This is a genomic window from Sodalis sp. RH24 (assembly GCF_047324145.1).
GTDB lineage: Bacteria > Pseudomonadota > Gammaproteobacteria > Enterobacterales > Enterobacteriaceae > Acerihabitans.
Map to the genome: position 1 here is coordinate 3,423,646 of NZ_CP178729.1, position 25,148 is coordinate 3,448,793.

Sequence of the window (25,148 nt, forward strand, 5' to 3'; positions counted from 1 at the left end):
TCGAGCTTCGTAAAAAGGTGTTAGCCGCCTCGTCAGGCTTTAGAGCCCATCTCAGCACATTCACTGAGGAGAGACTTTCAACAGATTTAAATCTGCTGAGATAGGCTCTCAACGCTACACCCAGGATTCTCAAAGGTGGCGTAGTATACGCTTTGAAGCGCAAGTGCTCAAGTCCCGCGCAACTAAAGATCCCGGAGGATCGCAGGAAAGCGTCTCACAACCACCCTTTTTCGGCAAAAGAGACGTATTCTCCCGCCCCAATGACCAAATGATCGAGTACCCGGATATCCAGGAACAAGCACGCTTTGACCACCAGATCGGTTACATCCCGATCGGCGCGGCTGGGTTCGGCTTTTCCCGACGGATGATTGTGCGCTAAAATTATCGCCGCCGCATTGACTTTAAGCGCCTCGCGCAGGATTTCACGCGGATGCACCTCAACGCTGTTCACCGTGCCCTGGAACATCTCCTGATGGCTAATCAGGCGGTGCTGGTTATCCAGGAACATGACCACGAAGACTTCGCGCTCCCGGCGCGCCAGTAATAATTGCAGGTAGCCGCGGGTGATCTCCGGGCTGGTCATGGCGTTTTCGCGCATCAGATGGGAGCAATAAAAACGATGCGCCATCTCGCCAATGGCCTGCAACTGGGCGTATTTAGAATTGCCCAGTCCCTTGACGGCGCAAAGGGTCTGCCGGTCCGCCGTGATGAGTTTATGGACGGAGCCGAACCGCGCCAGCAGGCTTTCGGCATATTGCATAACGTGCATGCCCGGCACGCCGGTACGCAGGAACAGCGCCAGCAGCTCCGCATCGCTGAGCATTGCCGGGCCGAACAACAGTAATTTCTCGCGCGGCGCCAGTTTATCGCGCCATCCTTTCACCTTATGCTGCTCTTCCATCCGCCCGCCTCCATTCATCCGCCCGCCTATCATGCCACCATGCGCGGCCCGGCTCGACGCGATAAGAGAGAAGTTGCGGCCGGCGCTGCAATTTAACACTGGGTGCTTCTTGACGAGAGAGATGCCTGTTCTCGGAAGGGTTATGATAAAATGTTTTTTACTTAAGCTTACAAGCGGACAACCGAAATGACGGAACTTGCCGGCAAGCATATTGTGCTGGGTGTGAGCGGTGGCATCGCAGCCTATAAAAGCCCTGAACTCGTGCGCCGTCTGCGCGACAGGGGAGCGGATGTGCGGGTGGTCATGACGCCCGCGGCCAAAGCGTTTATTACTCCGCTGACAATGCAGGCGGTATCGGGCCATACTGTTTCCGACGATCTGCTCGACCCCGCCGCCGAAGCGGCCATGGGCCATATCGAGCTGGGCAAATGGGCGGATCTGGTCCTGATTGCCCCCGCCAGCGCCGATCTGATGGCCCGTATCGCCGCGGGCATGGCCAACGATTTGCTCACTACCGTTTGCCTGGCCACCGCCGCCAGGATCGCCATAGCGCCGGCCATGAACCAGCAAATGTACCGGGCGCCGGCTACCCAGGCCAACCTGCGCACCCTGGAGTCCCGCGGCGTATTGCTCTGGGGCCCGGATATCGGCAGCCAGGCCTGCGGCGATATCGGCCCGGGCAGGATGCTCGATCCCACGGATCTGGTCGATCTGGCGCGCCGGCATTTTACCGTCGATCGCTCGTTGGAACATCTCAATATCATGGTGACCGCCGGCCCCACCCGCGAAGCCCTCGATCCGGTGCGCTATATCAGCAACCATAGCTCCGGCAAGATGGGTTACGCCATTGCCATGGCGGCGGCCCGGAAAGGCGCCCACGTCACGCTGGTGACCGGCCCGGTGAATTTACCCACGCCGGCCGGCGTCTGGCGCGTCAATGTCACCACCGCGCAGGAAATGCAGGATGCGGTGATGAAAGACATCGGCAATCAGCACATCTTTATCGGCTGCGCCGCCGTGGCGGATTACCGCGCGGCCGAGCCGGCGGAGGAAAAAATCAAAACCCGGGGTGAGGAAATCACCATCAGGATGATCAAGAACCCGGATATCGTGGCAAGCGTCGGCGCGCTAACGCAACATCGTCCCTATGTGGTCGGATTTGCCGCTGAAACCCAGAATATGGAAGAATACGCCCGGCGCAAACGCGCGGCGAAAAATATGGATTTGATTTGCGCCAATGATGTTTCCCAGCCGGGACAGGGTTTTAACAGCGAGACCAACGCGCTGCATCTGTTTTGGCAAGACGGGGATACCCGGTTACCGCTAAGCGATAAGTCCCTGCTTGGTCAACGTTTAATTGACGAGATTGTCAGCCGTTATGATGAAAAAAATCGACCTTAAGATCCTCGATAGCCGCATAGGCGATCGTTTCCCCTTGCCCGCCTATGCCACGACGGGCTCCGCCGGGCTGGATTTACGCGCCTGTATCGACGACGCCGTGGTGCTGGCGCCCGGTGAAACCACCCTTATCCCCACCGGCCTGGCGGTACATATCGCCGATACCGGCCTGGCGGCAGTGGTGCTGCCCCGTTCAGGGCTGGGCCATAAGCACGGCATCGTGCTGGGCAATCTGGTGGGGCTCATCGATTCGGATTACCAGGGACCGCTGATGGTGTCCGTCTGGAATCGCGGCCAGCATGTGTTCACCATCGAACCGGGAGAACGCCTGGCGCAAATGGTGTTTGTACCCATCGTCCAGGTGGAATTCAACGTCGTCGACGAGTTTACCGCCAGCTCCCGCGGGGAAGGCGGTTTCGGCCATTCCGGCCGCCAGTAGGCGTTAACGGGCGGATCTTCCCCGGCATCGACAATTCACTCTTTTAACGCCGTAACACATCATGCTGTTACGGCCGATGCCTGATGTTAATTCATTATTGATGTTGTTACTCAGGGACCTATTCGGCATGGTAGAAAAAAAGAATACGAAACGTAATCGCCGCGAGGAGATTCTTCAGGCATTGGCGCAAATGCTTGAATCCGGCGACGGCAGCCAACGTATCACCACCGCCAAGCTGGCGGCCACCGTCGGCGTTTCGGAAGCGGCGCTGTATCGCCACTTTCCCAGCAAAACGCGGATGTTCGACAGCCTGATCGAGTTTATCGAAGATAGCCTGATTTCCCGTATCAACCTGATCCTGCAAGATGAAAAGGACACCCTTAATCGTCTGCGCCTGATTCTGCAGCTGATCCTGGGTTTTGCCGAACGCAACCCGGGGCTGACCCGCATCATGACCGGTCATGCGCTGATGTTTGAGCAGGACCGGTTGCAGGGCCGGATTAACCAGCTGTATGAACGTATCGAAGTGCAGCTGCGCCAGGTGCTGCGCGAGCGGAAATTACGGGAAGGACAGGCGTTCGAACTGGATGAGGCCCTGCTGGCCAGCCAGCTGCTGGCGTACTGCGAGGGCATGCTGTCGCGTTTCGTGCGTACTGAGTTCCGCTATTCGCCGATGCACGAGTTCGACGTGCGCTGGCCGCTGCTGGTGGCCCAGCTGCGCTGAGCGGGTCCAGCCGCGCTTTTCGGCGCTGAGCCCTTAGCGCGCGGCATGGTCCGGCGGCAGCCGATTGTTACACTGTTTTGCCCGCCGGGTTAACTTAGACACCATATTGACGCTGATAGGCGCGCACCGCCGCCAGGTGATCGGCCAATTCGCTTTTCTCTTCCAGGTAATCGATAAGATCGCGCAGCGTGACGATAGCGATCACCCGGCAATGGTAATCGCGTTCCACTTCCTGTATCGCCGAGATCTCGGCCCGGCCTTTTTCCTGCCGGTCGAGGGAAATCAGCACGCCGGCCAGCTGCGCCTTATGGGCCTCGATAATCGCCATGGATTCGCGGATGGCGGTGCCGGCGGTGATAACGTCGTCCACCAGCATAATCTTGCCCTGCAGCGGGCTGCCGACCAGGCTGCCGCCCTCGCCGTGGTTCTTGGCTTCCTTGCGGTTGAAGCAGTAGGGCACGTCGCGCTCAAAGTGTTCCGCCAGCGCCACGACCGTGGTGGTGGCGATGGGGATGCCTTTATAGGCCGGGCCGAACACCAAATCAAAATCGATGCCGGAATCCATCAGCGCGGCGGCGTAAAAACGCCCGAGCAGCGCCAGGTCGCGACCGGTATTAAACAGTCCGGCGTTAAAAAAATAAGGACTTATCCGGCCCGACTTCAGCGTAAATTCGCCGAATTTCAAGACCTGTTTATTTAAAGCAAACTCGATAAACTCACGCTGATACGCTTTCACGGCTACCACTCCTCACAACGGGGCGACTAACGCCGCCCGATATTACCGGCCTTTACCCGGCCAGGGCGGCCTTTTGCGCCTGGATTAACGTTTCTATGCCGCCGCGGGCCAGCTCCAGCAGGGTGATGAGCTCTTCCTGGCTGAAGGGTTCGCCTTCGGCGGTGCCCTGCACTTCAATCATCCGGCCGTCTTCCATCATCACCACATTCATGTCGGTTTCGGCGACCGAGTCTTCCACATATTCCAGATCGCAGCGCGCTTCTCCCGCCACGATGCCGACGGAGATAGCCGCGACAAATCCCTTAAACGGGCTGGCCTTGAGCTGGCCCTTTTTCTGCATTACCGCCAGGGCGTCGGCCAGCGCCACGCAGGCGCCGGTAATGGACGCGGTGCGGGTGCCGCCGTCGGCCTGCAACACATCGCAGTCGAGGGTAATGGTATATTCGCCAAGCTTCTTCAAGTCCACCGCGGCGCGCAGCGAGCGCGCAATCAGGCGCTGGATTTCCAGGGTGCGGCCGCCCTGCTTGCCGCGGGACGCCTCGCGGGCGTTACGGGTATGGGTGGCGCGCGGCAGCATGCCGTACTCGGCGGTGATCCAGCCCTGGCCCTGGCCTTTCAGAAAACGCGGCACGCCCTCCTCCACCGTGGCGGTGCACAGCACCCGGGTCTCGCCGAATTCAATCAGCACCGAACCTTCGGCGTGCTTGGTAAAATGGCGGGTAATGGTGACGGGACGGACTTGCTGAATGTTTCTGCCTGCTGGACGCATGACTCTCTCCGGGCTGGTATTTCGTGTATTGGCTGCGCATTATACGGTCTTCGGGACCATATGCCTATCATGCCCGGCCATGCGACGGTATAATCCCCCCAACTTTTTTATCGAGACGGGTACGCATATGATCCGCAGTATGACCGCATTCGCACGGCGCGAAGTTAAAGGTGATTGGGGCAACGCCGCCTGGGAGCTGCGCTCCGTTAATCAACGCTATCTGGAAACCTATATTCGTTTACCGGAGCAGTTTCGCGGCCTGGAGCCTGCCATCAGGGAACGCACCCGCACCCGCCTCACCCGCGGCAAGATTGAATGCAACCTGCGTTTTGAGGTCAATCCCAATACGCAAAGCGCGCTGATTTTAAACCAGCCGCTGGCCAAGCAGCTGGTGGAAGCGGCCCAATGGGTCAAGATGCAAAGCGACGAGGGTGAAATCGACCCGATGGAAATCCTGCGCTGGCCCGGCGTGATGGCGGCCGAAGAGCAGGATCTGGACGCCATCGGCGCGGAGCTGCTGGCCGCCCTGGATGCCGCCCTCGATGACTTTATCCTCGCCCGCGAATCCGAAGGCGCGGCGATCAAAATCATGATTGAGCAACGCCTGGCCGGCGTCAGCGCCGAAGTGGCCAAAGTGCGCCAGCAGATGCCCGATATCCTGGTATGGCAGCGCGAGCGACTGCTGGCCAAAATGGAAGACGCGCAGGTACAGCTGGAAAACAACCGCCTGGAGCAGGAGCTGGTGCTGCTGGCCCAGCGGGTGGACGTCTCCGAGGAGCTGGACCGCCTGGATGCCCATGTCAAGGAAACCTATAATATCCTGACCAAGCAAGAAGCCGTCGGCCGCCGCCTGGACTTTATGATGCAGGAATTTAACCGCGAGTCGAATACGCTGGGCTCGAAGTCGATTAATGCCAGCGTGACGACGTCGGCGATTGAACTGAAGGTGCTGATTGAACAGATGCGTGAGCAGATACAGAATATCGAATAATATCTGCTGACATCCTCTGAATGCCGCAATGCCCTGTTTTCAGGGCATTTTTATTGCCACTAACGTCTATTTCGACAATCTCATCTGAACTGATGGTCGGCTATGTGCCAAAAGCAGACGTTGCTAAATCAGTCTATGTTAATAAACGGGGGGCAGGGAAGAGTGTAAAAGCGCCGGAAAGCCCCACATCACATTGATGTATCATGAGGCATGAGGCTTTATGCTAAATACACTCAACCCGCATTTTCAATCGATCTCCCGAGACCGATTCTGTACTCATGGAAAGCATGCTTGTTGCACTGTTTTCTAGTATTTCATTCGACGTTATGGAAAAGTGGTTCCGGTAGTACTGGCGGTGTCGAGTCTTCATAGCGCAGCCAGTTCTGCCACTGATTATGAATCCTTAATTCAATCAGGGCTATCTCACGGTCAGTAGCTTTAACCCCTCGAATTGTGCCTCCCTGCCACTCTACACCAGTAGCATGTGATGCCGTATCAATCAGAATGTCCCACGCCTTATTTTCTGCCTCAAAGGCATTAAGGGTCTGGTTATCTTGTGTTGCCGAAATACGTTGACGTGCTGTGTTTAAATACTTCGCTTCGACAGACTTAACTGCATCACGTTTTGTGCCTATACAATCATTCATATCAATAGTTGTCTGCTGGGGATTGTCAGGGCAAGCTATTTCAAAAGTTTCGGTATTATCCTTCAGTACACTGTCTGGCAGCGGAACTTCGGCATAACTGTGTAAAACGTATCCTGATAAAAAAACTAGCGGTATAAGGCGATAGCGTAGTTGAGTCATGGTAGGAAATTATTAAAAGTTACGGATACATCAACAGTAATCCAACTTGAGGGTAAAGAACATCCTGCACAGTGAATTCCTGGATTATACCGGGTCTGTGACCTGCTGCTCGTTGATGAACATACGGCTATGTCAGAAATGACAATACCTGGTTTGAAAGCAATCGCAAACTTCCGCTCCTCGCTCACAGCAGACCTTCAGCTCAGTTAACTCATCCGCTTCGAGTCAGAAGCGGAAGTAGTTAATACTGTCCACGTTCAGATTTCAGTAATGTAAAAAAGACCGCCAAGAAAATCTAATCCTTTAGCGGCCTCTTTAGCAAAACATTATTATGCGAACAGATTATTTTTTCTCTAATCCTTTAATACTATGTATTAACTTAGCAACATCGCCGTGTTTCGTGTTTGCTGGTAGATTATCTTTAATTAACTCTCTATTAGCTGCCGTTTCTCTGTAACCGTGCTTGCTTAGAAGGTCGTTAAGTTCATAATCTTGTGAGGTATTTACATAGTCCCAATCTGACTTAGGCATTTATTTTCTTCCTCTCTTGTTGTACATAGATAAACAGTAATCCTTGGATAAAAACAAGCAAGCAGTCCTTGATGCTTTTGTTAATTAATTGATTTTGATCAACTAAATATGAGTTGTTAATGTAAGAGTTTTCGCTATATATTGTGAGTTATGATTTGGTTAAAAATAAAAATTATTCAAAAATTTTTGATGAGCTAAAAAGACTTGGTGCTCGGCGCATGCTCGAGTCTAACTGGTGTTTAACTCGATCTGCTTCCGGTGAATCAAAAAATTTACGAGGTAACTTTCAAAATTTTATTGATAGTGACGATCGCCTAGTGGTATCCGAGGTAACTGATTGGGCGGGTTTGAGAATGATGAATAATCCGAATAATCTATGATAATCAAATATATGGTTGGTAGATACCATTCACATGAAGTAAAAATCTGACTTAATATTTACTTCATGTGGGATATGCCCTCAGCCATTAATAGCCAAACAACTTTTTCTATGAAGACAAGCAGCAACATCCGCTCATCGCTCTTGAGGGACAACCATACTCAAATCTCCCACATTGCATGAGATTTGAGTATGAACACATCACCGTGGAACAAAGACCGTATCATCGGCCAGAAAAGACCACTTCAGATATCTCATATCTGGGGGATTAGAATCAGGCTTGAACTGGAGGGTAGAACACGCGATCTGGCTCTGTTCAACATGGCTTTGGACAGCAAACTGCGTGGCTGTGATCTGGTTAAACTAAAAGTGTCAGATGTTTCATATGGTAATTCTGTTTCAAGCAGAGCGACGGTGTTGCAACAGAAGACCGGTAGCCCTGTACAGTTCGAGTTAACTAAGGGGACGAGAGAATCTGTCGCCGAGTTGATAAAACTTGGCAAGCTGCACAGTAAAGACTATTTGTTCCAATCCCGCGTCGGTTCTTGCCAACATATATCAACTCGGCAATACAACCGAATTTTTCATGGCTGGGTCGCAAAGCTTGGTCTCGAAGTTTCGCTGTACGGCACACATTCCATGAGAAGAACAAAACCTTACCTGATATACAAGAAAACCAAGAATCTCCGGGTGATCCAACTTCTGTTGGGTCATAAGAAACTGGAAAGCACAGTGCGTTATCTGGGCATTGAAGTCGATGATGCGTTGGAGATCTCTGAGTCGATTGAAGTATGAGGTCGTCAGGGCTGCTACAGCAGCCTTGTGCCAGAAGCTGACCCTGGCGCTTTGGGCGACCAACGCGCAAAAGATCGTACTCAGGTGCGGCATGGATATCTGTAACCTGTGCTATTAGCATGAACACATCACTAGGGGCGGGTACAGGCAGATGACACGAGAGCGGTTTGAGCGCGGACATCCTGCTGGCGGATTGAGTAAATTAAACGTCATCATTAATTTCAGTGAGTTGCATTTATGCTACGCTTGTATTATCGGTTTCCTTTCGAGGTTTTTTTATGTTAAAAAAATCAGTTAACTACATTTCTCATCAACTCATGTGCGTTCACCATTTACTCCGCAGATAACCGTTAAGACAACGGTTACTGAATTTTTATTACTGATCTGACAACCAGAGGTTGTTGACTTGATATAAGGGAAAAGAATGCTAATGATATTCGATGAGTTATCTGGTGCTCCAATTTGGGTGCCTGCGGTATTGCTCGTCATTCTCTCACTCGCACTGGGGTTCCTGGCCCGATTTATACTTCTCAGGTTCATCCGCTACTGGCAGAATCGTGACCGAAAGCTCTTCAAATCACTTGAAAAACATCTTCGTGGATCAATGTTTCTTTTCATTCCCTTACTGTTGATAAATGTAGGGGTTAATTATATTAACATTCAGCCAAACTCCCTTGATTTTATTACATCCACCCTTAATATCTTTATTATATTATCATTTTGCTCCATTTTAATTCGATTAGTTAATGTTGCGCAAGATATGCTTTTTATCCGCTATGACATTAATCTTTCGAATAATCTTCGTGCCCGTAAAATTCGCACTCAAATAATGTATGTAAAAAAAGTCGCTATTGTATTGCTCGTGTCATTCTGCCTTACTCTGATACTTCTCAGTTTTCCCGGTTTCCGAAAATTCGGCACTACAATCCTGGCCGGTGCTGGGGTTGCCGGAATAATCATTGGGTTTGCCCTTCAGAAGTCGCTTGTCAACTTGTTTGCCGGAATTCAGATAGCTTTTACGCAACCTATAAAAATTGATGATGCTGTAGTCGTCGAAAATGAATGGGGCTGGATAGAGGAGATAAATCTGACTTATGTCGTTGTGCGTATCTGGGACCTGCGCCGCCTGGTCCTGCCCATTACATACTTTACAGAAAATCCTTTCCAGAACTGGACGCGTAATAACGCACAGATATTAGGCTCTGTTTTTCTTTACCTCGATTATTCCATGCCATTAGATCCTCTCCGTAAGCATTTTGAAAAAGTCCTCAGTGAAACAAAACTCTGGGATCAACAGACTCAGGTGCTCCAGGTAACCGAAACTACTGACAAAACCATGACCATCAGATTATTGATGACTGCACAGAATTCCCCCATCGCCTGGGATTTACGCTGCCATGTGCGGGAAAAAATGATTGAGTTTATTCAGCAAAATTATCCGCAGAGCCTTCCTCACGTGAGGGCTACACTGACCGATTCGGTGTGTGATCGTCCGAAAGATCAGTAGTTAATCGTTTTCATTTTTTCTGTATACCGTGGAACGTACAGATACTTTAAGCGTGCTGCGTGAGCACCAGGACAACTGAGCTTCCGCTCCTCGCTCAAAGCAGCTGGTCAACTTCGCTTTATTCCCTGCTTAATGAGGCTTTGCGGCTGACCTGCAGGCTATGTGAGGCGAACCGCAGGACCCATTAAACGGCCTGCGCCAATATCCGGACATCTTTCGCCGTTCGCTGTAGAGTGATAATCGCATGTGTCTGGGCAGCTATATGGATGGCCGCTGAAGACAATGAGCTACCCGAAGCGGTGAAAATAGCCAGGAGTCGGCCCGATCTCAGCTTGTTTGATGAGTTAAACCAAAGTTATCGAACTGCTGGCCTGCTCCCGGCATAATGGAAAGCCAATGATTTATTGGTGAGTTTAAACTGATTTAACGTCAGCGAGTTATAAGGAAAATACATGGTCGATACACATGCAGTTCTTACCGTGTTGCTGATTTATCTCGCTGGCGTGGTGATACCCGGGCCAAACTTTGTCGCCGTGGTGCATAAAGCGGTCGCTTCCACGCGCTCGGCCGCCGTTGCGTTGGTTGCTGGCATTGTGGTGGTCAACCTATTCTGGGCAAGTTGCGCTATCGGCGGAATCGGTTTGCTATTTGCCGCATTCCCTTGGGTTGCGCTGATTGTGAAAATAGTAGGGGCAGGATATCTGCTGTGGTTTGGCTTACGCCTTATCCTCAATGCCGGAAGCCAACCCGTTGCGAACGAAAATGCCGTATTGCCAGGTCATTTCCGCCAATCCTTTATTCAGGGCGTGATGACTAATATCGGTAATCCGAAATCCATGGCTTTTTACGCCGCCATATTCTCTACTGCCGCTCCGGCGCATGTCTCTGCGGGCACCTTTATCGCCATGCTCAGCGTTGTCGGCATCATTGCATCACTCTGGTACGGAGCGGTTGCCATCACCCTTTCTCAACCTCGCATTTCTTCCGCCTATCAGCGGGCCAAAAAAGCCATTGATAGACTTTGCGGCGGGTTGATCATGCTGTTAGGGATCAGGCAGATTATTAATTAATCAGCCAAAATTATCCCTGCAGAAGCTTAACCAGTAAAGCACCGTTATAAAGTGCATCTTTGACCGGAGCGGCGCCGGGCATGACCCTACCCCAATATTCTGCTCCACCCAGAACTGGAAATCCGGCATGATAAATCCATGCCGTTGACGGAGGTGAGGCCGATGAAAAAATCCCGCTACACCGCAAGACGTTATCACTCACGGCGCTGTTCTGTATTGGGGTACTTCCCGCAGGGGATCAGGCTGCTTTTACCGCTCTGATTTTTTTTGTGCCGGCATCAGCATTATCATCGGTTTCCATGCTTTCCGATTCATCTGCGGGAGCCTGAGCGCCGATGGCTTCCGGCAATTTGCTGGTGCGCAGTATATGCTGGACGTCATCTTTATGCTCGGCCAAATAAAGACCCAGCTTTTCAGCCTGCGGTTCATCCAACGGCATCCCGCTGGTCAACAACCAGTCGCTGAACGCTTCAGCCATATCAAGCATCTTGTCGTAGGCCTCCGCTTCTTTCTTACTGGCAAATGTCATTTTCTCTTCACCCTTTCTGACGACCACATATTTTGTTTCAATAGCCATAACCGCCTCCAATACTGTAATTATAGCCAGTATATCAGCAAGTGTCGCTCATCGTCCACCACACATTCAACGGCTGTATGTGCTGTAATCCATTCCCATTAAACAAGTCTTGCTGGTCTCATGCCGGGAGCCATGCAAGCCGCTATGCGATTTATCTGCCGCTGGAATACTCAACCAGCAGCAACTTACGCGCATCTTTGCGCAATAACGGCAACTGCTGCTCCCGTGCAGGTGAAACGGCGAAACCGTAACGCTGGTGGAAACGTGCTGCTTTATTATCCCGGTTTTGAGCGCGATGTCTTGCTGGGTCAACATAGCCTTGCGTGCCGTCTTGACATCCGCGCCGTATCAACCGAACTGCCGCGCCCAGTGGTCCGCCAGCGCGATATCCTTTTCCGCCGGCAAGCCGCTTATGCCGATTGCGCCCACCAGGGCGCCGTTTATCACGATCGGCACGCCGCCGGGCATTGGCAATAAGGCGGCGTCATTGAGCATGCGCATATCCAGGGAACCGTTTTTCACTTCCTCCGACACCAGACGGGTACTGCGCCTGAGCATCAGCGCAGTATAGGCTTTACGTTGCGCCAACAGCCGCGGCAAAGGCGGACAGGAGTGATGGGCGCCGAAGGCCGCCAATTCGCCGTGAACGCCCACCACGGCCACCGCCAGCCCAGTGGTGGCGGGATCCAGCGAAGCCGAGGCGATGATTTCGGCGACTTTACCGATAGCCACCTTATCCTGCAGGATATAACGCGCGGCAAGGCCGGCAGGTTCATTGGCCATGCGCGATACCCTCCCGGATAGTGTCATTGAGCACGCCCAGCTCGTGTTTTTGCCGGTCCGTCAAGGGAACGAACGGCTCCCGCACCGGCCCGAGGTCCTCCAGGCCAAGGCCCGTCATATACTTGGCCGACTGAAAGATCCCCCGCGCCACCATAAATTCGACGGCATTGTTAATCTGCAGCTGGATTTCCCGCGCCCGGCTGAGCTCGCCCCGCCGGAATAAGTCGCGAATGGCCAAAAATCGCTCGGGCTGCAGATTGACCGTGGTGCCGATGGTGGCGGTCGCGCCGGCCGATAGCGCCGACAGGTAGATCTCATCAAAGCCGTTGAAAAAAACCTTGTCGGGATATTTTGCCGCCATGCGCTCCAGCGAATAGAGGTTGTGCGAGGTATGCTTCACCCCCAGCACCTGTTCATCGGTTAATAGCGCGTCGGCGGTTTCTTCGTCAAGTTCAACCGAGGTGAATTGCGGGATATTATAAACAATCACCGGCAGCGATATGGCCGCAAGCACCCGCCGGTAATACGCGATGATCTCTTTTTTGGAGAATTTGTAATAATAAGGAGGCACCAGCGATACCGCGTCGGCGCCATCCTGCTCCGCCTGCCGGGCCAGAGAGACCGCGTCAGCGGTCCTCACCGTACCGACATGGGAGATCACCGGCACCCGGCCTTTCACCTGCGCCGCCAGAACGCGCAGCAGCTGTGCCCGTTCCTCCATGCCCAGGAGCGGGCCCTCCCCGGAAGATCCGCAGCAGTAAAATCCTTCCACGCCGCGCTCGAGCTGATGTTCCACCACCTTTGCCAGCGCATCGTAATTGACGGATTCATCCTCATGCATCGGTGTGACCAGCGCTGAAATGACCCCCCGGTATTTATCCCACCCGCCGCGCTTTACCATGCCGTCCATCCTCCGTCCACCACCACATTGGCGCCGGTCATATACACTGACGCGTCGGAAAGGAGAAACACGATAGTGCCGTTATATTCATCTTCATTGGCCATGCGGCCGATGGGCATGCGGGCGATATAATTTTTCTGGAACCGCGGATCCTGATCCGGCCGCGCCACGCCGGAGATGGTCAGCGTATTGACCCGGATACCGTCCCGGCCCCAGTAGGTGGCGCAATAACGGGTAAAATTGTACAGTCCCGATTTGGCCGCGGAATAGGCGACCGGCTTGATGAAGGGCACGCCGGTATCCTCTTTTTTGTAGCTGTAGATATCCTGCACCGGCGATACCACGCCGTAGATCGATCCGACATTGATGATGGATCCCTTTTTCCCCGCCGCTTTCATCCTGGCGCCTACCTGCTGGGTCGCCAGAAATGTGCCCACCAGGTTGACCTCCACCACTTTACGGAAGACGTCCACGGGGAACTGCTCAAAGGGGCCGGAGACCTCCGGCGGCGCGCTGGGCTGGGTATCGATGCCGGCATTATTCACCAGCCCGTCTGGTACGCCCCATTGCCGCTCGATATCATCCAGCGCACGATTGATACTGCCGCTGTCGGTGATATCAACCTGATAAAACGCCAGGCGCGGGGATTCCCGCTGCTCGCCGAACACCTTCAGCAGCCGTTCTTCAGCGATGTTCTGCGCGAAAACCGCCACCCTGGCCTGCCGTTTATGCAGCTCCTTGACATATTGGGCGCCCAGTTGCCCCAGGCCGCCGGTCACGACGATAATCTTATCTTTGACGGAAAATAAGGTATCTTCCATATGCATCTCCTGCTATCGAGTGATGACGTTATATTTTGTGGGCATGCAAATAGTCTCTGTCCAAAATGATGCCGTGACCGGCCCGCTCGCTGGGAACGTAGTACCCGTCCACCTCCTCGCCGGCGGATAATACGATGCGCAGATCTTTCCAGCGTCCGCCGTCGGTGACTTCCGCATAGGACACATTGGGCACCGCGGCCAGCAGGCTGGCGCTCAGTTCCAGGACGAAATGCGGCGTCATCGGCAGGTTATGCGCGCGGGCGACCGTCGCGACATCCAGGTATCCGGTGATACCGCCGACGCGCCCCAGGTCGGCCTGGACAAAATCCACGGAACCGTTGTCGATATATTGGCTGAACTGGCTGAGATTATAGACATTCTCGCCCAGGGCAATCGGCGTGCTGGTCCTCTCGCGCAGCTGTTTATGACCGGCGATATTGTCCGACGGCAGCGGCTCCTCAATCCACAGCAGGTTCAACGGATCAAACAGCTTGAATGCCCGCAGGGCCTGGGGGAAATTCCATCCCTGATTGGCATCCACCGCCAGAGGGAATCCCGGCACGGCTTCCTGGATTTTGATTAAGCGCTCGACATCCTCTTCCAGGTCGGGTTTACCCACCTTGACCTTGGCCGCGAGGTACCCCTTCGATTTCCAGCGGCGCACCTGTTCGATCACCTCCTCCACCGACATGTGCAGGTTGATGCCGCTGCCATACAACGGCACGCGATCGCGCACCCGTCCGAGCAAGTCGATGAGAGGCACATTCAGCGTTTTGCCCAGCAAATCCCAGTAGGCGATATCCAGGGCGGAAAGCGCATGGGTGGTGACGCCGGCGCCGCCGACATCGTGAATATATTTGTAACTGCGATCCCAGAGCGCGCGCGGCGACAAGCGCTGTCCGATAACATCCGGGATGATTTCCTTGATCAAGGCCGAAATGGTGGCGCCGCACCAGCCGGAAGTGTGGCTGAAGCCGGTGCCCACCAGTCCGTTGGAGCCATGCACATCGACGATTGCCACCTCAATATCGGTGACGTGGTGGATCTGGTCGCCCCAGGGTCCTTCCGGCAGCGGTACGCGCGCCGTCATCAGTTCGATATTTTCAATTACCGGCATTTTGGTGATAGTCATGATCAGTCCTCTTTCTTTAGTCCGTTCAACAATTCCGGATGCGTGAATCCCGACATCCCGTGGGAAGTGTCTTGCACATCATTTTCATATTCATTGTCGCCGGCGACATGGCCGAAGACTTCGGGCAGCAGGAATGTCGCGGCCAGAAAAGCCAGGAACGGCGCGATGGCGATAAGCGATGAGGCCAGCGGCACGCCCAGGGTGTCAAACAGCGGCGGGAAGACCAGGGTGGTCAGGAACGCGGTGATTTTTACGATGGTATAGCCGATGCCGGATGCCACGCCGCGGTATTTCGGTTTGGCCACCAGCGATACCACGGTCATGCCGCTTTCCGAATCCCAGTAATGGCCCCACAGCATCAGGGCGGCGCCGCTGGTGATCATCAGATAATTCAGTTTGAATACACCGTAGGCGGCTAACAATATGCCGAAAGTCACCAGCAGGAAGCCGAGCTGGCTTAAGCCGCGATGTCCCAGCCGTTTGAGCAACAGCGGTCCGACAAAGGCCGAAAGCGCCGCCACGCAGTTCACCGCCAGCAGCGCCAGGTTGTTCTGGATCTGGCCGGAAATGCCGATGGTCACCAGGATCAGGGGCAGGTAAAAGGAAAAAGCGTAGTTTTCAAACGACTGGACCGCGCAGGAAATCCAGCCGAACAGCGTGGTGCGGCGCGAAAATTTGCGACTGAACAAATCTTTTAGCGCTTCGCCCATGCTCGGCTGTTGGATAGTGACATCGTGTTCAGGCAGCAGATCGTCCAGCAGTTGTCCATCGCGATCGCCATAGTACTGGCGCGCTGCCTTGCGGGCGTCGACAAACCGGCCCCGTTCCACAAACCAGGCGGGGGTTTCGGGCAGTTCACGGCGCAGCATCAGCAGTATAAAGGCGGGGATGGCGGGTACCGCCAGGACGATGCGCCAAACATGATCGCTATGCACGCCAAGGGCGACCAACAGAGTGACCAGGGAAATCGCCGCGAGGATGCCGAGGGCGAACATAAACTGCCATCGGTTGGCCATCACCTCCCGTTTGCCTTTCGGCATCACCTCCATGATGTAGGTGAAGCCGTTGGCGACATCGGCGCCCACCGGAATGCCGGCGAAGCAGCGGATAATCGCCAGCCAGTAGATATTCGGCGCCAGCCCCTGCAGTATGGCGAACAGCGCAAACATCAGCATTGAGCCGAGGAAGATTTTACGCCTGCCCACCTTGTCCGTTAGCCAGCCGCCCAACATGGCGCCGATAATGGCGCCGAACTGGGTGCCGGCGGCGGTGAATCCCAGCAGCCAGCTGCTCGGATGATAGATATCTTTGAGAGCGTAGATAATAAACGCCATCGAATAGATATCCCATGACTCGATAAGCAGGGCGGTGATCATCAGCCATCCTGCTTTGGTGGATCCGGGAGCCTCCTGCAAATCCAGCCGTTTCTTGGCCATCAGGATCAGCTTGTCGATATTCATATTCTGGTGCATATATACTCCCATTTACCTTGCTTATTGAGGTACACGAGTATTTCGCCGTTCTGTCTGTCCTACTCATCCTTCGTTGATGCCGGCGCTTCCTGTTGGCCGCGCCAGACGCAGCGGCCGGCAACAGGGTCACGCGTTGCTAGGTTTCACCGCATCGCCGGCGATAAAGACCCGTCTATATTGCGTCAGCGCCCGGGCGCCAAATGCCATGACGTGTATCCAATGACATTTAACAGGCTGCTTCGAGTTAGCTTTGGCGACAAAAAAAATACAGGGGAAACAATGCTTAAGCTCACAGGCGCGGCATTGCGCGTTATCCGCCCACCGGCGGCTCTGCCTCACAACCCGCCCCATGGGCCGTCAATACGGGTCCGCCGCCATCGCCGCCGGGTGAAGACGAAACCTCACCCGTCCCGTTACATCATTAAGCATTTTCAAAACAATGCGTTAACATGCTTGCCTGTATAAAATGAGCACAGGCTTTGCCGCCGGCACGTTTTTTCAGGTAAAGATATTCTTGCTAATTCGAGTTAGCATTTTTACCGAAGATTTTTACCCCGGCAATAATGCCCTGTAAGATTTGTGATAACGTTCACGACAATTTGATTAAGAAACTGAAAAATAATTAATACATATTTTAGCCTGGGTAGCTTTATGTCATTAAAAATAATCACGTTTTCCGCCACCCGCAAAGGCGGCCGAAATATCTGCGCGGGATTCGGATGCCTGGCGGCCGCCCCGGAATTGCGGCTGGATAAGGGTGGGTGAGGAGATCGCATTGAGAGAAGTGAAGTGCACGTTGTATTGGGGCGAATGATCCTCAATCCGCTTTTGCAGGCGCGCCGGCGGCAAACGCGCTATGCCGGGCGAGACGTCGTCCTATGGCCTCACTACGCTGATTTGGCAAGATTAGGAACAGTTAGGGAACCATTAAGATTCGTTCTGCCACTATACAGTCTCATTCAAGCTTTGGTTCTGTGAGCTATGGGCGGGTTGCATTGGTAGGCTAATGTTGCTGGCCGGGCTTTCGGGCCCGGCGATTTTTACACCCTGCCGGATCCATTTTTGCTCCAATACCCTCATCTATTGACTGAGTGCCGATAATTTAAGCAAGGGGATCCCGGCCGTTAAGGCGATGCCATGCTTTCTGACCGCGGGTGGGCAAGCCTTCCCCCGCGCGCGTCTCTTTCTAAGCCCATACCGGTCATCAATAGCGGGGATCATCAAAGACGTTAACAGGCCAGGATGGCCTTTACCCATGGTGGCTCAACGTTCAAACCTGGCATAATTCTATCGTGGCATGCATATCCAGCAGGCACAGGAAAACATGAATCGACTTGTCGTTATTTCCGGCTGTTCCGGTGGTGGGAAATCCACGTTACTCGCCGAGCTGAAGCGACGCGGCTATACCGTTGTCGAAGAACCCGGCCGGCGCGTCGTGAGCGAAGAGTTGAAACGAGGCGGCCAGGCATTACCCTGGATTGATATGGCGGCGTTCTTACGCAACGTTATCCAACTGTCCATAACCGATTGGACCAGGGCCGGCACCGCAAACGAATGGATATTTTTCGATCGCGGGGTGGTGGACGCGGCGGCCAACCTTGAGCACATCACGGGTAAGCCTTATTTAAAGCGCTATGGCATTTCTTTGCGCTATCATCACAAGGTTTTTTTAACGCCGCCCTGGGCCGAAATTTATGCCGAAGATCCAGAACGGCGGCATTCTTTTGACGCGGCTTTGGCTGAATACGGCCTGCTGGTCACCGCCTACCCGGCATTGGATTATGACATTTTGGCAATACCAAAAACCAACGTAGCGGATCGGGCCACGTTTGTTCTTGATGCTCTGTCCGGCAACGGAGAATAATACCACCGCCGCACCGCACGCCGCCGGTGAAGTAAACGTTGCCAGCGCCCCGACTATTCCATTGCTGCCGGCATTCCTGACCCCCGTATCCGGCACGGCATTCGCTCAGACTGTTGTGTTTGCGTCGTTATCGCCATCGGCATTTAGCGCTTTCCCCTGCACCACCAGCCACTGCTCAAACGCTTGGTGCAATACGGTTTTTTGCACGCTCACCGGCGTTAAGGCCTGGTATTGACAGGGGGCAACGGTAAATTGCGGAAACAGCGGGACAAGACGGCCATGCATTATCTCCGCCGACAGCGTGTTGACCGGCCCCAATCCCACCCCGATCCCTTCCAGCATCGCCTGCAGGGAAACGTGGAAATGGTCGTAACGGCGAAATAAGCTCGCGGGTGTTTTTCGCAGGCCGGCCGCCGCCAGCCACAGATTCCACTGCTCAGGCCTTGTCAGGGTTTCAATGCGGGGACAGGCGAGGACATCCGCGGGCAGGCGGAGCGGATAACGCTTAAGCAGCGCGGGGGAGGCCATCAGGCAATGCTGATCTTGCAAAAACGCGATCGCGGAATACTCCGCTACGCTGATATCACGCCGGATCAACAGGTCATAGTGCCCGATAATGTGCAATTGCTCGGTATTGGCCGTGGAAATCTGCAAATTTGCCTGGGGAAAGCGCGTATAAAAATCATCGAGGCGGGGCAGCAGCCATTTCAGGCACAGTGTGGTCGGCACGCTGACATTAAAGACATTATTACGTCCACCGTTGCCGTAGCGCAGGGCGATGTCGGACAGGTTATCAAACGCGCTCCCCAGCTCCCCGGCCAGCGTCAGGGCGTAAGGCGTCGGCACGCGTCGCTGGCCTTCCCGGCTGAATAAATTAACGCCGAACCATTTTTCAACCACCTGCATATGGCGGCTGACCGCCCCATGGGTAATACATAATTCTTTGGCGGCGGCGGTATAGCTGCCGGCATGGCATGCAACCAAAAATGCCCGTAATGCCGCCAGGGGTGGGAGTGAATGCATAACCAGTCCTTTTTTATCACTATTGCGTGATATTTTATCACGAGCCATTCCATTTCTGATCGCTATCATCATGGTTACTACCCCCTGAAAAAGGACGTGCCGGCGTGATGTATCTGATCATTGTCATTATTGGAATAGCGGCCGGCATCATCAGCGGCATGGTGGGCACAGGCGCTTCCATCATGCTGTTGCCGGCGCTGGCGTATACCTTTGGTCCCAAGGCCGCGGTTCCCATCATGGCCATCGCCGCCATTATGGGTAATGTTTCGCGTGTGCTTATGTGGCGCAGGGACATCAATATCAGGGCCTTTCTGTGGTATTCCCTGCCGGGTATCCCCGCCGCCGTCCTGGGCGCCAATACGCTGTGGCTGATGCCTGCGCCCCTCTCCAACTTCTGCATCGGCCTGTTTTTCTTCCTGCTGATCCCGGCGCGCCACTGGGCCAATGCCCGGGCAATAACGCTCAACCCCATGCAACTGGCGCTGGCGGGCGCACTGGTCGGTTACCTCACCGGGGTGGTTTTCTCCACGGGCCCGCTGACCATCCCCCTTTTTGCCGGGTATGGGCTGACAAAAGGCGCGCTGCTGTCGACGGAAGCGGCCGCCTCCTTTGCTATCTACCTTGCCAAGGCATCGGCGTTCGGGGCCATCGGCGCCCTGCCGCGGTCCGTCGTTATCAGTGGCCTGATGGTAGGCGGTACGCTGGTTGCCGGCATGTACATCGGTAAAATATTCTTGGTGAAAATGGCTGAAAAAACCTTTAACCGCCTGATTGACGCCATGATGCTGGTGGCGGGCGCCTCAATGATTTGGGACGCGCTTAATTGATAAATGATTCCCTGCGGAATATAACGCGCTATAAAATCCATAAAAATAAAAAATAGAACCCAATGGCCAAGCATACATAAAGCCAGCACCGGCAACCGACAATGCCTGGACAGGCGGCGGCGGTAACTATCGCCTGTTTATCAGAGGCGTACTCTCGCGATCCGTAATAATGAGGGATAGCAAATACCTAATAACATAATTAGCATCTATTTAGCGGCCAATTTACCATACCGGGTTATTCACATTATTTCTTGTTCATTTTGAACGGAGGTTGCTTTTTATTAAGTCAATCACGTTATGCGTTACATCATTTTCGTTACATCATTTTTAAGTGACATCCATCACAGTTTTGCACATCCATAGCCGTTTAACTGCACCTCAACGACATTACCGTTGAGGAAATAAAAATGAACGTTGATACCCAGTCTTGCGTGGTTACCGGAAAAAAAGCCGTTGCCGTGGTGGCGCAAAACGTAGAATATTCCGGCCAGGGGACCTTGGTTAAAATATCCCGCGGCGGGATTTGCGGATCCGATCTGCATTATTACCAGGAGGGTGCGGTCGGAAATTTCAAAGTGCGCCAGCCCATGATTCTGGGGCACGAAGTTATCGGCCATGTGGTAAAAAGCGATGCCCCGGGGTTATCCGTTAACCAGAGCGTGGCCATTAACCCCAGCAAGCCCTGTAAACAGTGTAAATATTGCCTGTCCGGTGAGGAAAATCAATGTATTAATATGCGCTTTTTCGGCAGCGCCATGTATTTCCCGCATGTGGATGGCGGATTCACGCAATTTAAAGTCGTGGATACGGAACAATGCATCCCCTTTAACAATGCCCTCGATGAACGCGTCATGGCTTTTGCCGAACCGCTGGCGGTGGCCATTCACGCCGTGAATCAGGCCGGGGACGTTAAGGGTAAAACCGTTTTTGTCTCCGGCGTCGGGCCTATCGGCAGCTTGCTGGTGGCGGCCGCCAAGGCCTCGGGCGCGCGGGAAATCATCTGCGCCGACCTGAGCCAGCGTTGCCTGGATATCGCCGCCCAAATGGGCGCCACCAAAACCCTGCATGCGGCGGCCGGTGATTTCTCCGCGTATGCCGATCAAAAAGGCTACTTCGATATCGCGTTCGAAGCCTCGGGCCATCCCCAGTCCATTACGCGCTGCCTGGAATTAACCCGGGCCAGGGGTACCTTAGTCCAGGTCGGCATGGGCGGCGTGACGCCGGAGTTCCCCATGATGATGGTCATAGCCAAGGAAATCAGGCTGGTGGGGAGTTTTCGTTTCACCACCGAATTTAATACCGCCGTGGCCTGGCTGGGCAACGGCACCATCGACCCGCTGCCGTTGTTATCCGGTGAATATCCGCAGGCCGAACTTGAACAGGCGTTGATCTTCGCGGCGGACAAATCGTTAGCGTCAAAAGTACAGTTGGTTTTTTGAAAATAGGGATCCAAAATGAACGATATTTTTTCATTAAAAAATAAAAAAGCGCTGATTACCGGCTCCGCCCAAGGCATTGGTTTTTTATTGGCCAACGGACTGGCGCAATCGGGTGCGGAAATCATCATCAATGATATTACCGCCGCCCGCGCGGAAAAAGCGGCGCAGCAGTTACGGGACCAAGGGTATACCGCTTATTCTGTCGCATTTGATGTGACGAAAAGCCAGGCCGTTAATAGCGCTATTGAGCAAATTGAGTCCGATATCGGCCCTATTGATATTTTGATTAACAATGCCGGCATCCAGCGACGCCATCCGTTTACCGAATTTCCTGAGAAAGACTGGAACGATATTATCGCGGTAAATCAAACGGCGGTATTTTTGGTTTCACAAGCGGTTGCCCGTAACATGATCAAACGCAACCGGGGTAAAATCATCAATATTTGCTCCATGCAAAGCGAACTCGGCCGTGACACCATTACCCCCTATGCGGCGTCAAAGGGCGCGGTTAAAATGCTGACCCGCGGCATGTGTGTGGAACTGGCCCGTTATAATATTCAGGTTAACGGCATCGCCCCCGGCTATTTTAATACCGAAATGACCAAGGCCCTGGTCGATAACCAGGAATTTACCGCCTGGCTGACCAAACGCACCCCGGCCGCCCGCTGGGGAGACCCGCAGGAACTTATCGGCGCCGCGGTATTCCTGGCGGCGAAAGCCTCTGATTTTGTCAACGGTCACCTGATCTTTGTTGACGGCGGTATGTTGGCGGCAGTCTGAAAGTAAAAAAAATAACGAATAATAAATAAATGACGGGAGCCGCCCGCGGGCGACTTTTCGTCATTAGCATGGGGATTGGATATGCCGATTATAATTATTGCATTAGGGGTAATATTACTCCTGATATTGATGATCAAATTTAAAGTCAATGGTTTTATCGCCCTGGTGTTTGTGGCGGCGGTGGTGGGTATCGCCGAGGGCATGAAACCGCTGGCGGTCATGCACTCGATTCAAAACGGTATTGGCGGCACCTTGGGTGGTTTGGCGATGATCCTGGGATTCGGCGCTATGCTCGGACGCCTGATCTCCGATACCGGCGCCGCCCAGCGCATCGCCACGACGCTGATACAGTTTTTTGGCAAACAACGCATCCAGTGGGCGCTGGTGATAACCGGGCTGGTGGTCGGCCTGGCAATGTTCTATGAAGTCGGTTTCGTCCTCTTGTTGCCGTTGGTATTTACCATTGTGGCCGCCTCGGGGCTGCCTTTGCTGTATGTGGGCATTCCGATGGTTGCCGCCCTGTCGGTGACCCACTGCTTTTTGCCGCCGCATCCCGGCCCTACCGCTATCGCCATCATTTTTAACGCCAACCTGGGCACCACGCTGATTTATGGCCTGATCATCGCTATTCCGACCGTTATTATCGCCGGCCCCCTTTTTTCCAAACTGCTGAAAAAATTTGAAAAAGAACCGCCGGCGGGATTATTCAACCCGAAAATTTTTACCGAACAGGAAATGCCCGGTTTTGCCGTCAGTGTGACCGTGGCCATTATCCCGGTCATTCTGATGGCATTGGCTGCGATCGCCGATATGACCATGGCGAAAGACGACGGCGTGCGTCTGTTGCTGGAATTTATCGGTAATCCCGCCGTGGCGCTGTTTGCCGCCATCGTACTGGGTATTTTTACTCTCGGCCTGCGCAGCGGGCGCCAGATCGGCCAGGTGATGGATATCCTGGGCGATTCCATTGCCGCCATCGCCATGATCATCTTTATTATCGCCGGCGGCGGCGCCTTTAAACAGGTACTGGTGGACAGCGGCGTCGGTGATTTTATCGCCAATATCATGCGCGGCACGTCGCTGTCGCCGCTTGTCATGTGCTGGTGCGTCGCGGCGTTATTGCGCATCGCGCTGGGGTCGGCCACCGTGGCGGCGATCACCACCTCGGGCATTGTTTTACCGATTATCGCCGTCACCCATGCCGATCCGGCGCTTATGGTGCTGGCGACCGGCGCGGGCAGCGTGATCGCATCCCATGTCAACGACCCGGGCTTTTGGCTGTTTAAGGGTTATTTTAACCTGAGCGTGGCTGAAACCTTGAAAACCTGGACGGTCATGGAAACACTGATCTCGTTTATCGGATTAGCCGGTGTACTATTGCTCAATATGATTATCCATTAGTTGGCACAGATTTTTTGGAGCGTAACGCGAAAGGATATTCCCGGTCTGCCGGCCATGGCTGCCGGACCGGGATCATCAGAGAGGGTGGAATGAAAAAATACCGGGTCAGCATGCAAGACATCGCCACCTTTGCCGGCGTCACCAAAACCACGGTCAGCCGTTATCTGCGCACGCCGGAAAAAGTTGCCAAGGCGACCGGGACCAAAATAGCCGGTATTATCGAAGAGTTGAATTATATTCCAAACAGGGCGCCGGAGATGATGCTGAATTCCATCAGCCACTCCATCGGCATCCTGGTGCCGTCGTTTAATAATCAGGTATTTTCCGACGTGCTGGCCGGTATCGAGTCCGTAACCTCGGTTAATAATTACCAGACATTAATCGCCAATTATAATTACAGCAAGGAAACGGAAGAGCAGCAGATTGTTAATCTGCTTTCCTACAGCATCGACGGCATTATTTTGATGGAAAAAGAACATACCCTGCGCAGTATAAAAAGCCTGCTGGCCGCTAAAATCCCCGTTGTTGAAGTGATGGATACCCGTGAGGAATTTATGGATATCCAGGTGGGCTATGATAACCAGGAAGCGGCTTTCGATATGATGTCGACCATGCTGGCCAGCGGCAAACGCCGGGTTGTCTATCTTGGTTCGCGGGATGATCTGCGCGACCGCCAGCGCTACCAGGGGTATGCCCAGGCGATGAAGTCTTACGATTTAACCCCGCTGATGCTCACCGCCAATGAAATATCCTCGTTTTCCCTCGGCGCCGATATTTTTAACCAGGCGCTAAAACGCTTCCCCGATCTGGACGGTCTGTTTTGCACCAATGACGACATCGCCGTGGGCGCGCTGCTGGAATGCCTGCGGCAAAATATCCCCGTCCCCGGCGATATCGCCATCGCCGGTTTCCATGGGCTGGATATCGGCCGGGCCATAACCCCCCGCCTGGCAAGCGTCATTACCCCGCGCATCGGCATGGGAAAATGCGCGGCGGAAATGGTGCTGAAAAAAATCCGCCATGAAGATGTCAATTACTCTATTGACCTAGGCTACCAGATTTTTAAAGGAGGAACGATTTGA

26 protein-coding genes are annotated in these 25,148 nt (G+C 53.7%); 14 read left to right on the plus strand and 12 right to left on the minus strand.

The window, feature by feature from the left end:
- Positions 1-214 precede the first annotated feature (214 nt).
- Positions 215-901 carry a RadC family protein gene (radC, locus tag ACL2XG_RS15550; protein WP_410012745.1) on the minus strand — a complete coding sequence of 229 codons (687 nt, stop codon included), beginning with the start codon at positions 899-901 and terminating at the stop codon, positions 215-217.
- Positions 902-1,087: 186 nt separating this feature from the next.
- Here radC and coaBC point away from each other — a divergent pair, with 186 nt between their 5' ends.
- From coaBC to slmA, 3 genes are all read left to right on the plus strand, one after another.
- Complete coding sequence (gene coaBC, locus ACL2XG_RS15555; RefSeq protein ID WP_413721799.1) at positions 1,088-2,302, plus strand: bifunctional phosphopantothenoylcysteine decarboxylase/phosphopantothenate--cysteine ligase CoaBC; 1,215 nt, start codon at positions 1,088-1,090, stop codon at positions 2,300-2,302.
- A complete protein-coding gene (dut, locus tag ACL2XG_RS15560; RefSeq protein ID WP_410012747.1) occupies positions 2,280-2,738 on the plus strand; it encodes a dUTP diphosphatase in 459 nt (152 codons plus the stop codon). The genes coaBC and dut overlap by 23 nt, the downstream gene beginning before the upstream one ends.
- 127 nt (positions 2,739-2,865) lie before the next feature.
- Positions 2,866-3,462 carry a nucleoid occlusion factor SlmA gene (gene slmA / locus ACL2XG_RS15565; protein WP_410012748.1) on the plus strand — a complete coding sequence of 199 codons (597 nt, stop codon included), beginning with the start codon at positions 2,866-2,868 and terminating at the stop codon, positions 3,460-3,462.
- A gap of 94 nt (positions 3,463-3,556) precedes the next feature.
- Here slmA and pyrE read toward each other — a convergent pair whose 3' ends face one another.
- Both pyrE and rph read right to left on the minus strand, forming a co-directional pair.
- A complete protein-coding gene (gene pyrE / locus ACL2XG_RS15570) occupies positions 3,557-4,198 on the minus strand; it encodes an orotate phosphoribosyltransferase (protein WP_410012749.1) in 642 nt (213 codons plus the stop codon).
- Positions 4,199-4,250: 52 nt separating this feature from the next.
- Positions 4,251-4,967 (minus strand): ribonuclease PH, encoded by a 717-nt coding sequence (gene rph, locus ACL2XG_RS15575; protein ID WP_413721798.1) that lies wholly within the window; start codon positions 4,965-4,967, stop codon positions 4,251-4,253.
- Positions 4,968-5,094: 127 nt separating this feature from the next.
- Between rph and ACL2XG_RS15580 the strand changes: the two genes are divergently transcribed.
- Positions 5,095-5,958, plus strand: coding sequence for a YicC/YloC family endoribonuclease (locus tag ACL2XG_RS15580; protein ID WP_413721797.1), 864 nt, complete (start codon positions 5,095-5,097; stop codon positions 5,956-5,958).
- Positions 5,959-6,272: 314 nt separating this feature from the next.
- Here the strand turns inward: ACL2XG_RS15580 and ACL2XG_RS15585 are convergent, their stop codons facing one another.
- A complete protein-coding gene (locus ACL2XG_RS15585; protein ID WP_413721221.1) occupies positions 6,273-6,764 on the minus strand; it encodes a lysozyme inhibitor LprI family protein in 492 nt (163 codons plus the stop codon).
- Positions 6,765-7,106: 342 nt separating this feature from the next.
- The gene (locus ACL2XG_RS15590; RefSeq protein ID WP_413721796.1) at positions 7,107-7,295 is read right to left on the minus strand and encodes a hypothetical protein; all 189 of its coding nucleotides are present in this window, start codon (positions 7,293-7,295) and stop codon (positions 7,107-7,109) included.
- A gap of 143 nt (positions 7,296-7,438) precedes the next feature.
- Here ACL2XG_RS15590 and ACL2XG_RS15595 point away from each other — a divergent pair, with 143 nt between their 5' ends.
- The 4 genes from ACL2XG_RS15595 to ACL2XG_RS15610 all read left to right on the plus strand — a co-directional run bounded on the left by ACL2XG_RS15595 (position 7,439) and on the right by ACL2XG_RS15610 (position 11,046).
- Entirely contained in the window at positions 7,439-7,675 is a 237-nt protein-coding gene (locus ACL2XG_RS15595) for a hypothetical protein (RefSeq protein ID WP_413721795.1), read from the plus strand.
- A gap of 191 nt (positions 7,676-7,866) precedes the next feature.
- Positions 7,867-8,469 (plus strand): site-specific integrase, encoded by a 603-nt coding sequence (locus tag ACL2XG_RS15600; protein WP_413721794.1) that lies wholly within the window; start codon positions 7,867-7,869, stop codon positions 8,467-8,469.
- 424 nt (positions 8,470-8,893) lie between these two features.
- Entirely contained in the window at positions 8,894-9,976 is a 1,083-nt protein-coding gene (locus ACL2XG_RS15605) for a mechanosensitive ion channel family protein (RefSeq protein WP_413721793.1), read from the plus strand.
- Positions 9,977-10,428: 452 nt separating this feature from the next.
- Positions 10,429-11,046 (plus strand): LysE family translocator, encoded by a 618-nt coding sequence (locus ACL2XG_RS15610; protein WP_413721792.1) that lies wholly within the window; start codon positions 10,429-10,431, stop codon positions 11,044-11,046.
- A gap of 238 nt (positions 11,047-11,284) precedes the next feature.
- On the opposite strand, the gene ACL2XG_RS15615 is transcribed toward ACL2XG_RS15610, so the two are convergent.
- The 6 genes from ACL2XG_RS15615 to ACL2XG_RS15640 form a co-directional block, all read right to left on the minus strand.
- On the minus strand, positions 11,285-11,623 hold the full coding sequence (locus ACL2XG_RS15615) for a YebG family protein (protein ID WP_413721791.1): 339 nt from the start codon (positions 11,621-11,623) through the stop codon (positions 11,285-11,287).
- Positions 11,624-11,971: 348 nt separating this feature from the next.
- Positions 11,972-12,406 (minus strand): GlcG/HbpS family heme-binding protein, encoded by a 435-nt coding sequence (locus ACL2XG_RS15620; RefSeq protein ID WP_410012759.1) that lies wholly within the window; start codon positions 12,404-12,406, stop codon positions 11,972-11,974.
- Positions 12,396-13,307 (minus strand): dihydrodipicolinate synthase family protein, encoded by a 912-nt coding sequence (locus ACL2XG_RS15625; protein WP_413721790.1) that lies wholly within the window; start codon positions 13,305-13,307, stop codon positions 12,396-12,398. Before ACL2XG_RS15625 ends, ACL2XG_RS15620 begins: the two co-directional genes overlap by 11 nt.
- Complete coding sequence (locus ACL2XG_RS15630) at positions 13,301-14,128, minus strand: SDR family oxidoreductase (RefSeq protein WP_410012761.1); 828 nt, start codon at positions 14,126-14,128, stop codon at positions 13,301-13,303. Before ACL2XG_RS15630 ends, ACL2XG_RS15625 begins: the two co-directional genes overlap by 7 nt.
- Positions 14,129-14,156: 28 nt before the next feature.
- Positions 14,157-15,260: a mandelate racemase/muconate lactonizing enzyme family protein gene (locus ACL2XG_RS15635; RefSeq protein WP_410012762.1), complete on the minus strand. Its 1,104-nt coding sequence runs from the start codon at positions 15,258-15,260 to the stop codon at positions 14,157-14,159.
- Positions 15,261-15,262: 2 nt separating this feature from the next.
- Positions 15,263-16,732, minus strand: coding sequence for an MFS transporter (locus ACL2XG_RS15640; RefSeq protein WP_413721789.1), 1,470 nt, complete (start codon positions 16,730-16,732; stop codon positions 15,263-15,265).
- A gap of 1,297 nt (positions 16,733-18,029) precedes the next feature.
- Here ACL2XG_RS15640 and ACL2XG_RS15645 point away from each other — a divergent pair.
- Positions 18,030-18,596 (plus strand): AAA family ATPase, encoded by a 567-nt coding sequence (locus ACL2XG_RS15645; RefSeq protein WP_413721788.1) that lies wholly within the window; start codon positions 18,030-18,032, stop codon positions 18,594-18,596.
- Between the two features lie 105 nt (positions 18,597-18,701).
- Here ACL2XG_RS15645 and ACL2XG_RS15650 read toward each other — a convergent pair whose 3' ends face one another.
- Positions 18,702-19,619 carry a LysR substrate-binding domain-containing protein gene (locus ACL2XG_RS15650; protein WP_413721787.1) on the minus strand — a complete coding sequence of 306 codons (918 nt, stop codon included), beginning with the start codon at positions 19,617-19,619 and terminating at the stop codon, positions 18,702-18,704.
- Between the two features lie 107 nt (positions 19,620-19,726).
- Here ACL2XG_RS15650 and ACL2XG_RS15655 point away from each other — a divergent pair, with 107 nt between their 5' ends.
- The 5 genes from ACL2XG_RS15655 to idnR all read left to right on the plus strand — a co-directional run bounded on the left by ACL2XG_RS15655 (position 19,727) and on the right by idnR (position 25,148).
- Positions 19,727-20,446, plus strand: coding sequence for a sulfite exporter TauE/SafE family protein (locus ACL2XG_RS15655; RefSeq protein ID WP_410016663.1), 720 nt, complete (start codon positions 19,727-19,729; stop codon positions 20,444-20,446).
- Positions 20,447-20,853: 407 nt separating this feature from the next.
- Positions 20,854-21,885, plus strand: coding sequence for an L-idonate 5-dehydrogenase (idnD, locus tag ACL2XG_RS15660; protein WP_413721786.1), 1,032 nt, complete (start codon positions 20,854-20,856; stop codon positions 21,883-21,885).
- 15 nt (positions 21,886-21,900) lie between these two features.
- Entirely contained in the window at positions 21,901-22,665 is a 765-nt protein-coding gene (gene idnO / locus ACL2XG_RS15665; protein ID WP_410012767.1) for a gluconate 5-dehydrogenase, read from the plus strand.
- Between the two features lie 81 nt (positions 22,666-22,746).
- Entirely contained in the window at positions 22,747-24,066 is a 1,320-nt protein-coding gene (locus ACL2XG_RS15670; RefSeq protein ID WP_410012768.1) for a gluconate:H+ symporter, read from the plus strand.
- A gap of 89 nt (positions 24,067-24,155) precedes the next feature.
- Positions 24,156-25,148: a DNA-binding transcriptional regulator IdnR gene (idnR, locus tag ACL2XG_RS15675; RefSeq protein ID WP_410012769.1), complete on the plus strand. Its 993-nt coding sequence runs from the start codon at positions 24,156-24,158 to the stop codon at positions 25,146-25,148.

Bases quoted from the DNA above. Each gene is read 5' to 3' on its own strand.
- radC (WP_410012745.1), bottom strand. From the start codon at position 901: ATGGAAGAGCAGCATAAGGTGAAAGGATGGCGCGATAAACTGGCGCCG.
- coaBC (WP_413721799.1), top strand. From the start codon at position 1,088: ATGACGGAACTTGCCGGCAAGCATATTGTGCTGGGTGTGAGCGGTGGC.
- dut (WP_410012747.1), top strand. From the start codon at position 2,280: ATGATGAAAAAAATCGACCTTAAGATCCTCGATAGCCGCATAGGCGAT.
- slmA (WP_410012748.1), top strand. From the start codon at position 2,866: ATGGTAGAAAAAAAGAATACGAAACGTAATCGCCGCGAGGAGATTCTT.
- rph (WP_413721798.1), bottom strand. From the start codon at position 4,967: ATGCGTCCAGCAGGCAGAAACATTCAGCAAGTCCGTCCCGTCACCATT.
- ACL2XG_RS15580 (WP_413721797.1), top strand. From the start codon at position 5,095: ATGATCCGCAGTATGACCGCATTCGCACGGCGCGAAGTTAAAGGTGAT.
- ACL2XG_RS15585 (WP_413721221.1), bottom strand. From the start codon at position 6,764: ATGACTCAACTACGCTATCGCCTTATACCGCTAGTTTTTTTATCAGGA.
- ACL2XG_RS15590 (WP_413721796.1), bottom strand. From the start codon at position 7,295: ATGCCTAAGTCAGATTGGGACTATGTAAATACCTCACAAGATTATGAA.
- ACL2XG_RS15600 (WP_413721794.1), top strand. From the start codon at position 7,867: ATGAACACATCACCGTGGAACAAAGACCGTATCATCGGCCAGAAAAGA.
- ACL2XG_RS15605 (WP_413721793.1), top strand. From the start codon at position 8,894: ATGCTAATGATATTCGATGAGTTATCTGGTGCTCCAATTTGGGTGCCT.
- ACL2XG_RS15610 (WP_413721792.1), top strand. From the start codon at position 10,429: ATGGTCGATACACATGCAGTTCTTACCGTGTTGCTGATTTATCTCGCT.
- ACL2XG_RS15615 (WP_413721791.1), bottom strand. From the start codon at position 11,623: ATGGCTATTGAAACAAAATATGTGGTCGTCAGAAAGGGTGAAGAGAAA.
- ACL2XG_RS15620 (WP_410012759.1), bottom strand. From the start codon at position 12,406: ATGGCCAATGAACCTGCCGGCCTTGCCGCGCGTTATATCCTGCAGGAT.
- ACL2XG_RS15625 (WP_413721790.1), bottom strand. From the start codon at position 13,307: ATGGTAAAGCGCGGCGGGTGGGATAAATACCGGGGGGTCATTTCAGCG.
- ACL2XG_RS15630 (WP_410012761.1), bottom strand. From the start codon at position 14,128: ATGGAAGATACCTTATTTTCCGTCAAAGATAAGATTATCGTCGTGACC.
- ACL2XG_RS15635 (WP_410012762.1), bottom strand. From the start codon at position 15,260: ATGACTATCACCAAAATGCCGGTAATTGAAAATATCGAACTGATGACG.
- ACL2XG_RS15640 (WP_413721789.1), bottom strand. From the start codon at position 16,732: ATGCACCAGAATATGAATATCGACAAGCTGATCCTGATGGCCAAGAAA.
- ACL2XG_RS15645 (WP_413721788.1), top strand. From the start codon at position 18,030: ATGCATATCCAGCAGGCACAGGAAAACATGAATCGACTTGTCGTTATT.
- ACL2XG_RS15650 (WP_413721787.1), bottom strand. From the start codon at position 19,619: ATGCATTCACTCCCACCCCTGGCGGCATTACGGGCATTTTTGGTTGCA.
- ACL2XG_RS15655 (WP_410016663.1), top strand. From the start codon at position 19,727: ATGTATCTGATCATTGTCATTATTGGAATAGCGGCCGGCATCATCAGC.
- idnD (WP_413721786.1), top strand. From the start codon at position 20,854: ATGAACGTTGATACCCAGTCTTGCGTGGTTACCGGAAAAAAAGCCGTT.
- idnO (WP_410012767.1), top strand. From the start codon at position 21,901: ATGAACGATATTTTTTCATTAAAAAATAAAAAAGCGCTGATTACCGGC.
- ACL2XG_RS15670 (WP_410012768.1), top strand. From the start codon at position 22,747: ATGCCGATTATAATTATTGCATTAGGGGTAATATTACTCCTGATATTG.
- idnR (WP_410012769.1), top strand. From the start codon at position 24,156: ATGAAAAAATACCGGGTCAGCATGCAAGACATCGCCACCTTTGCCGGC.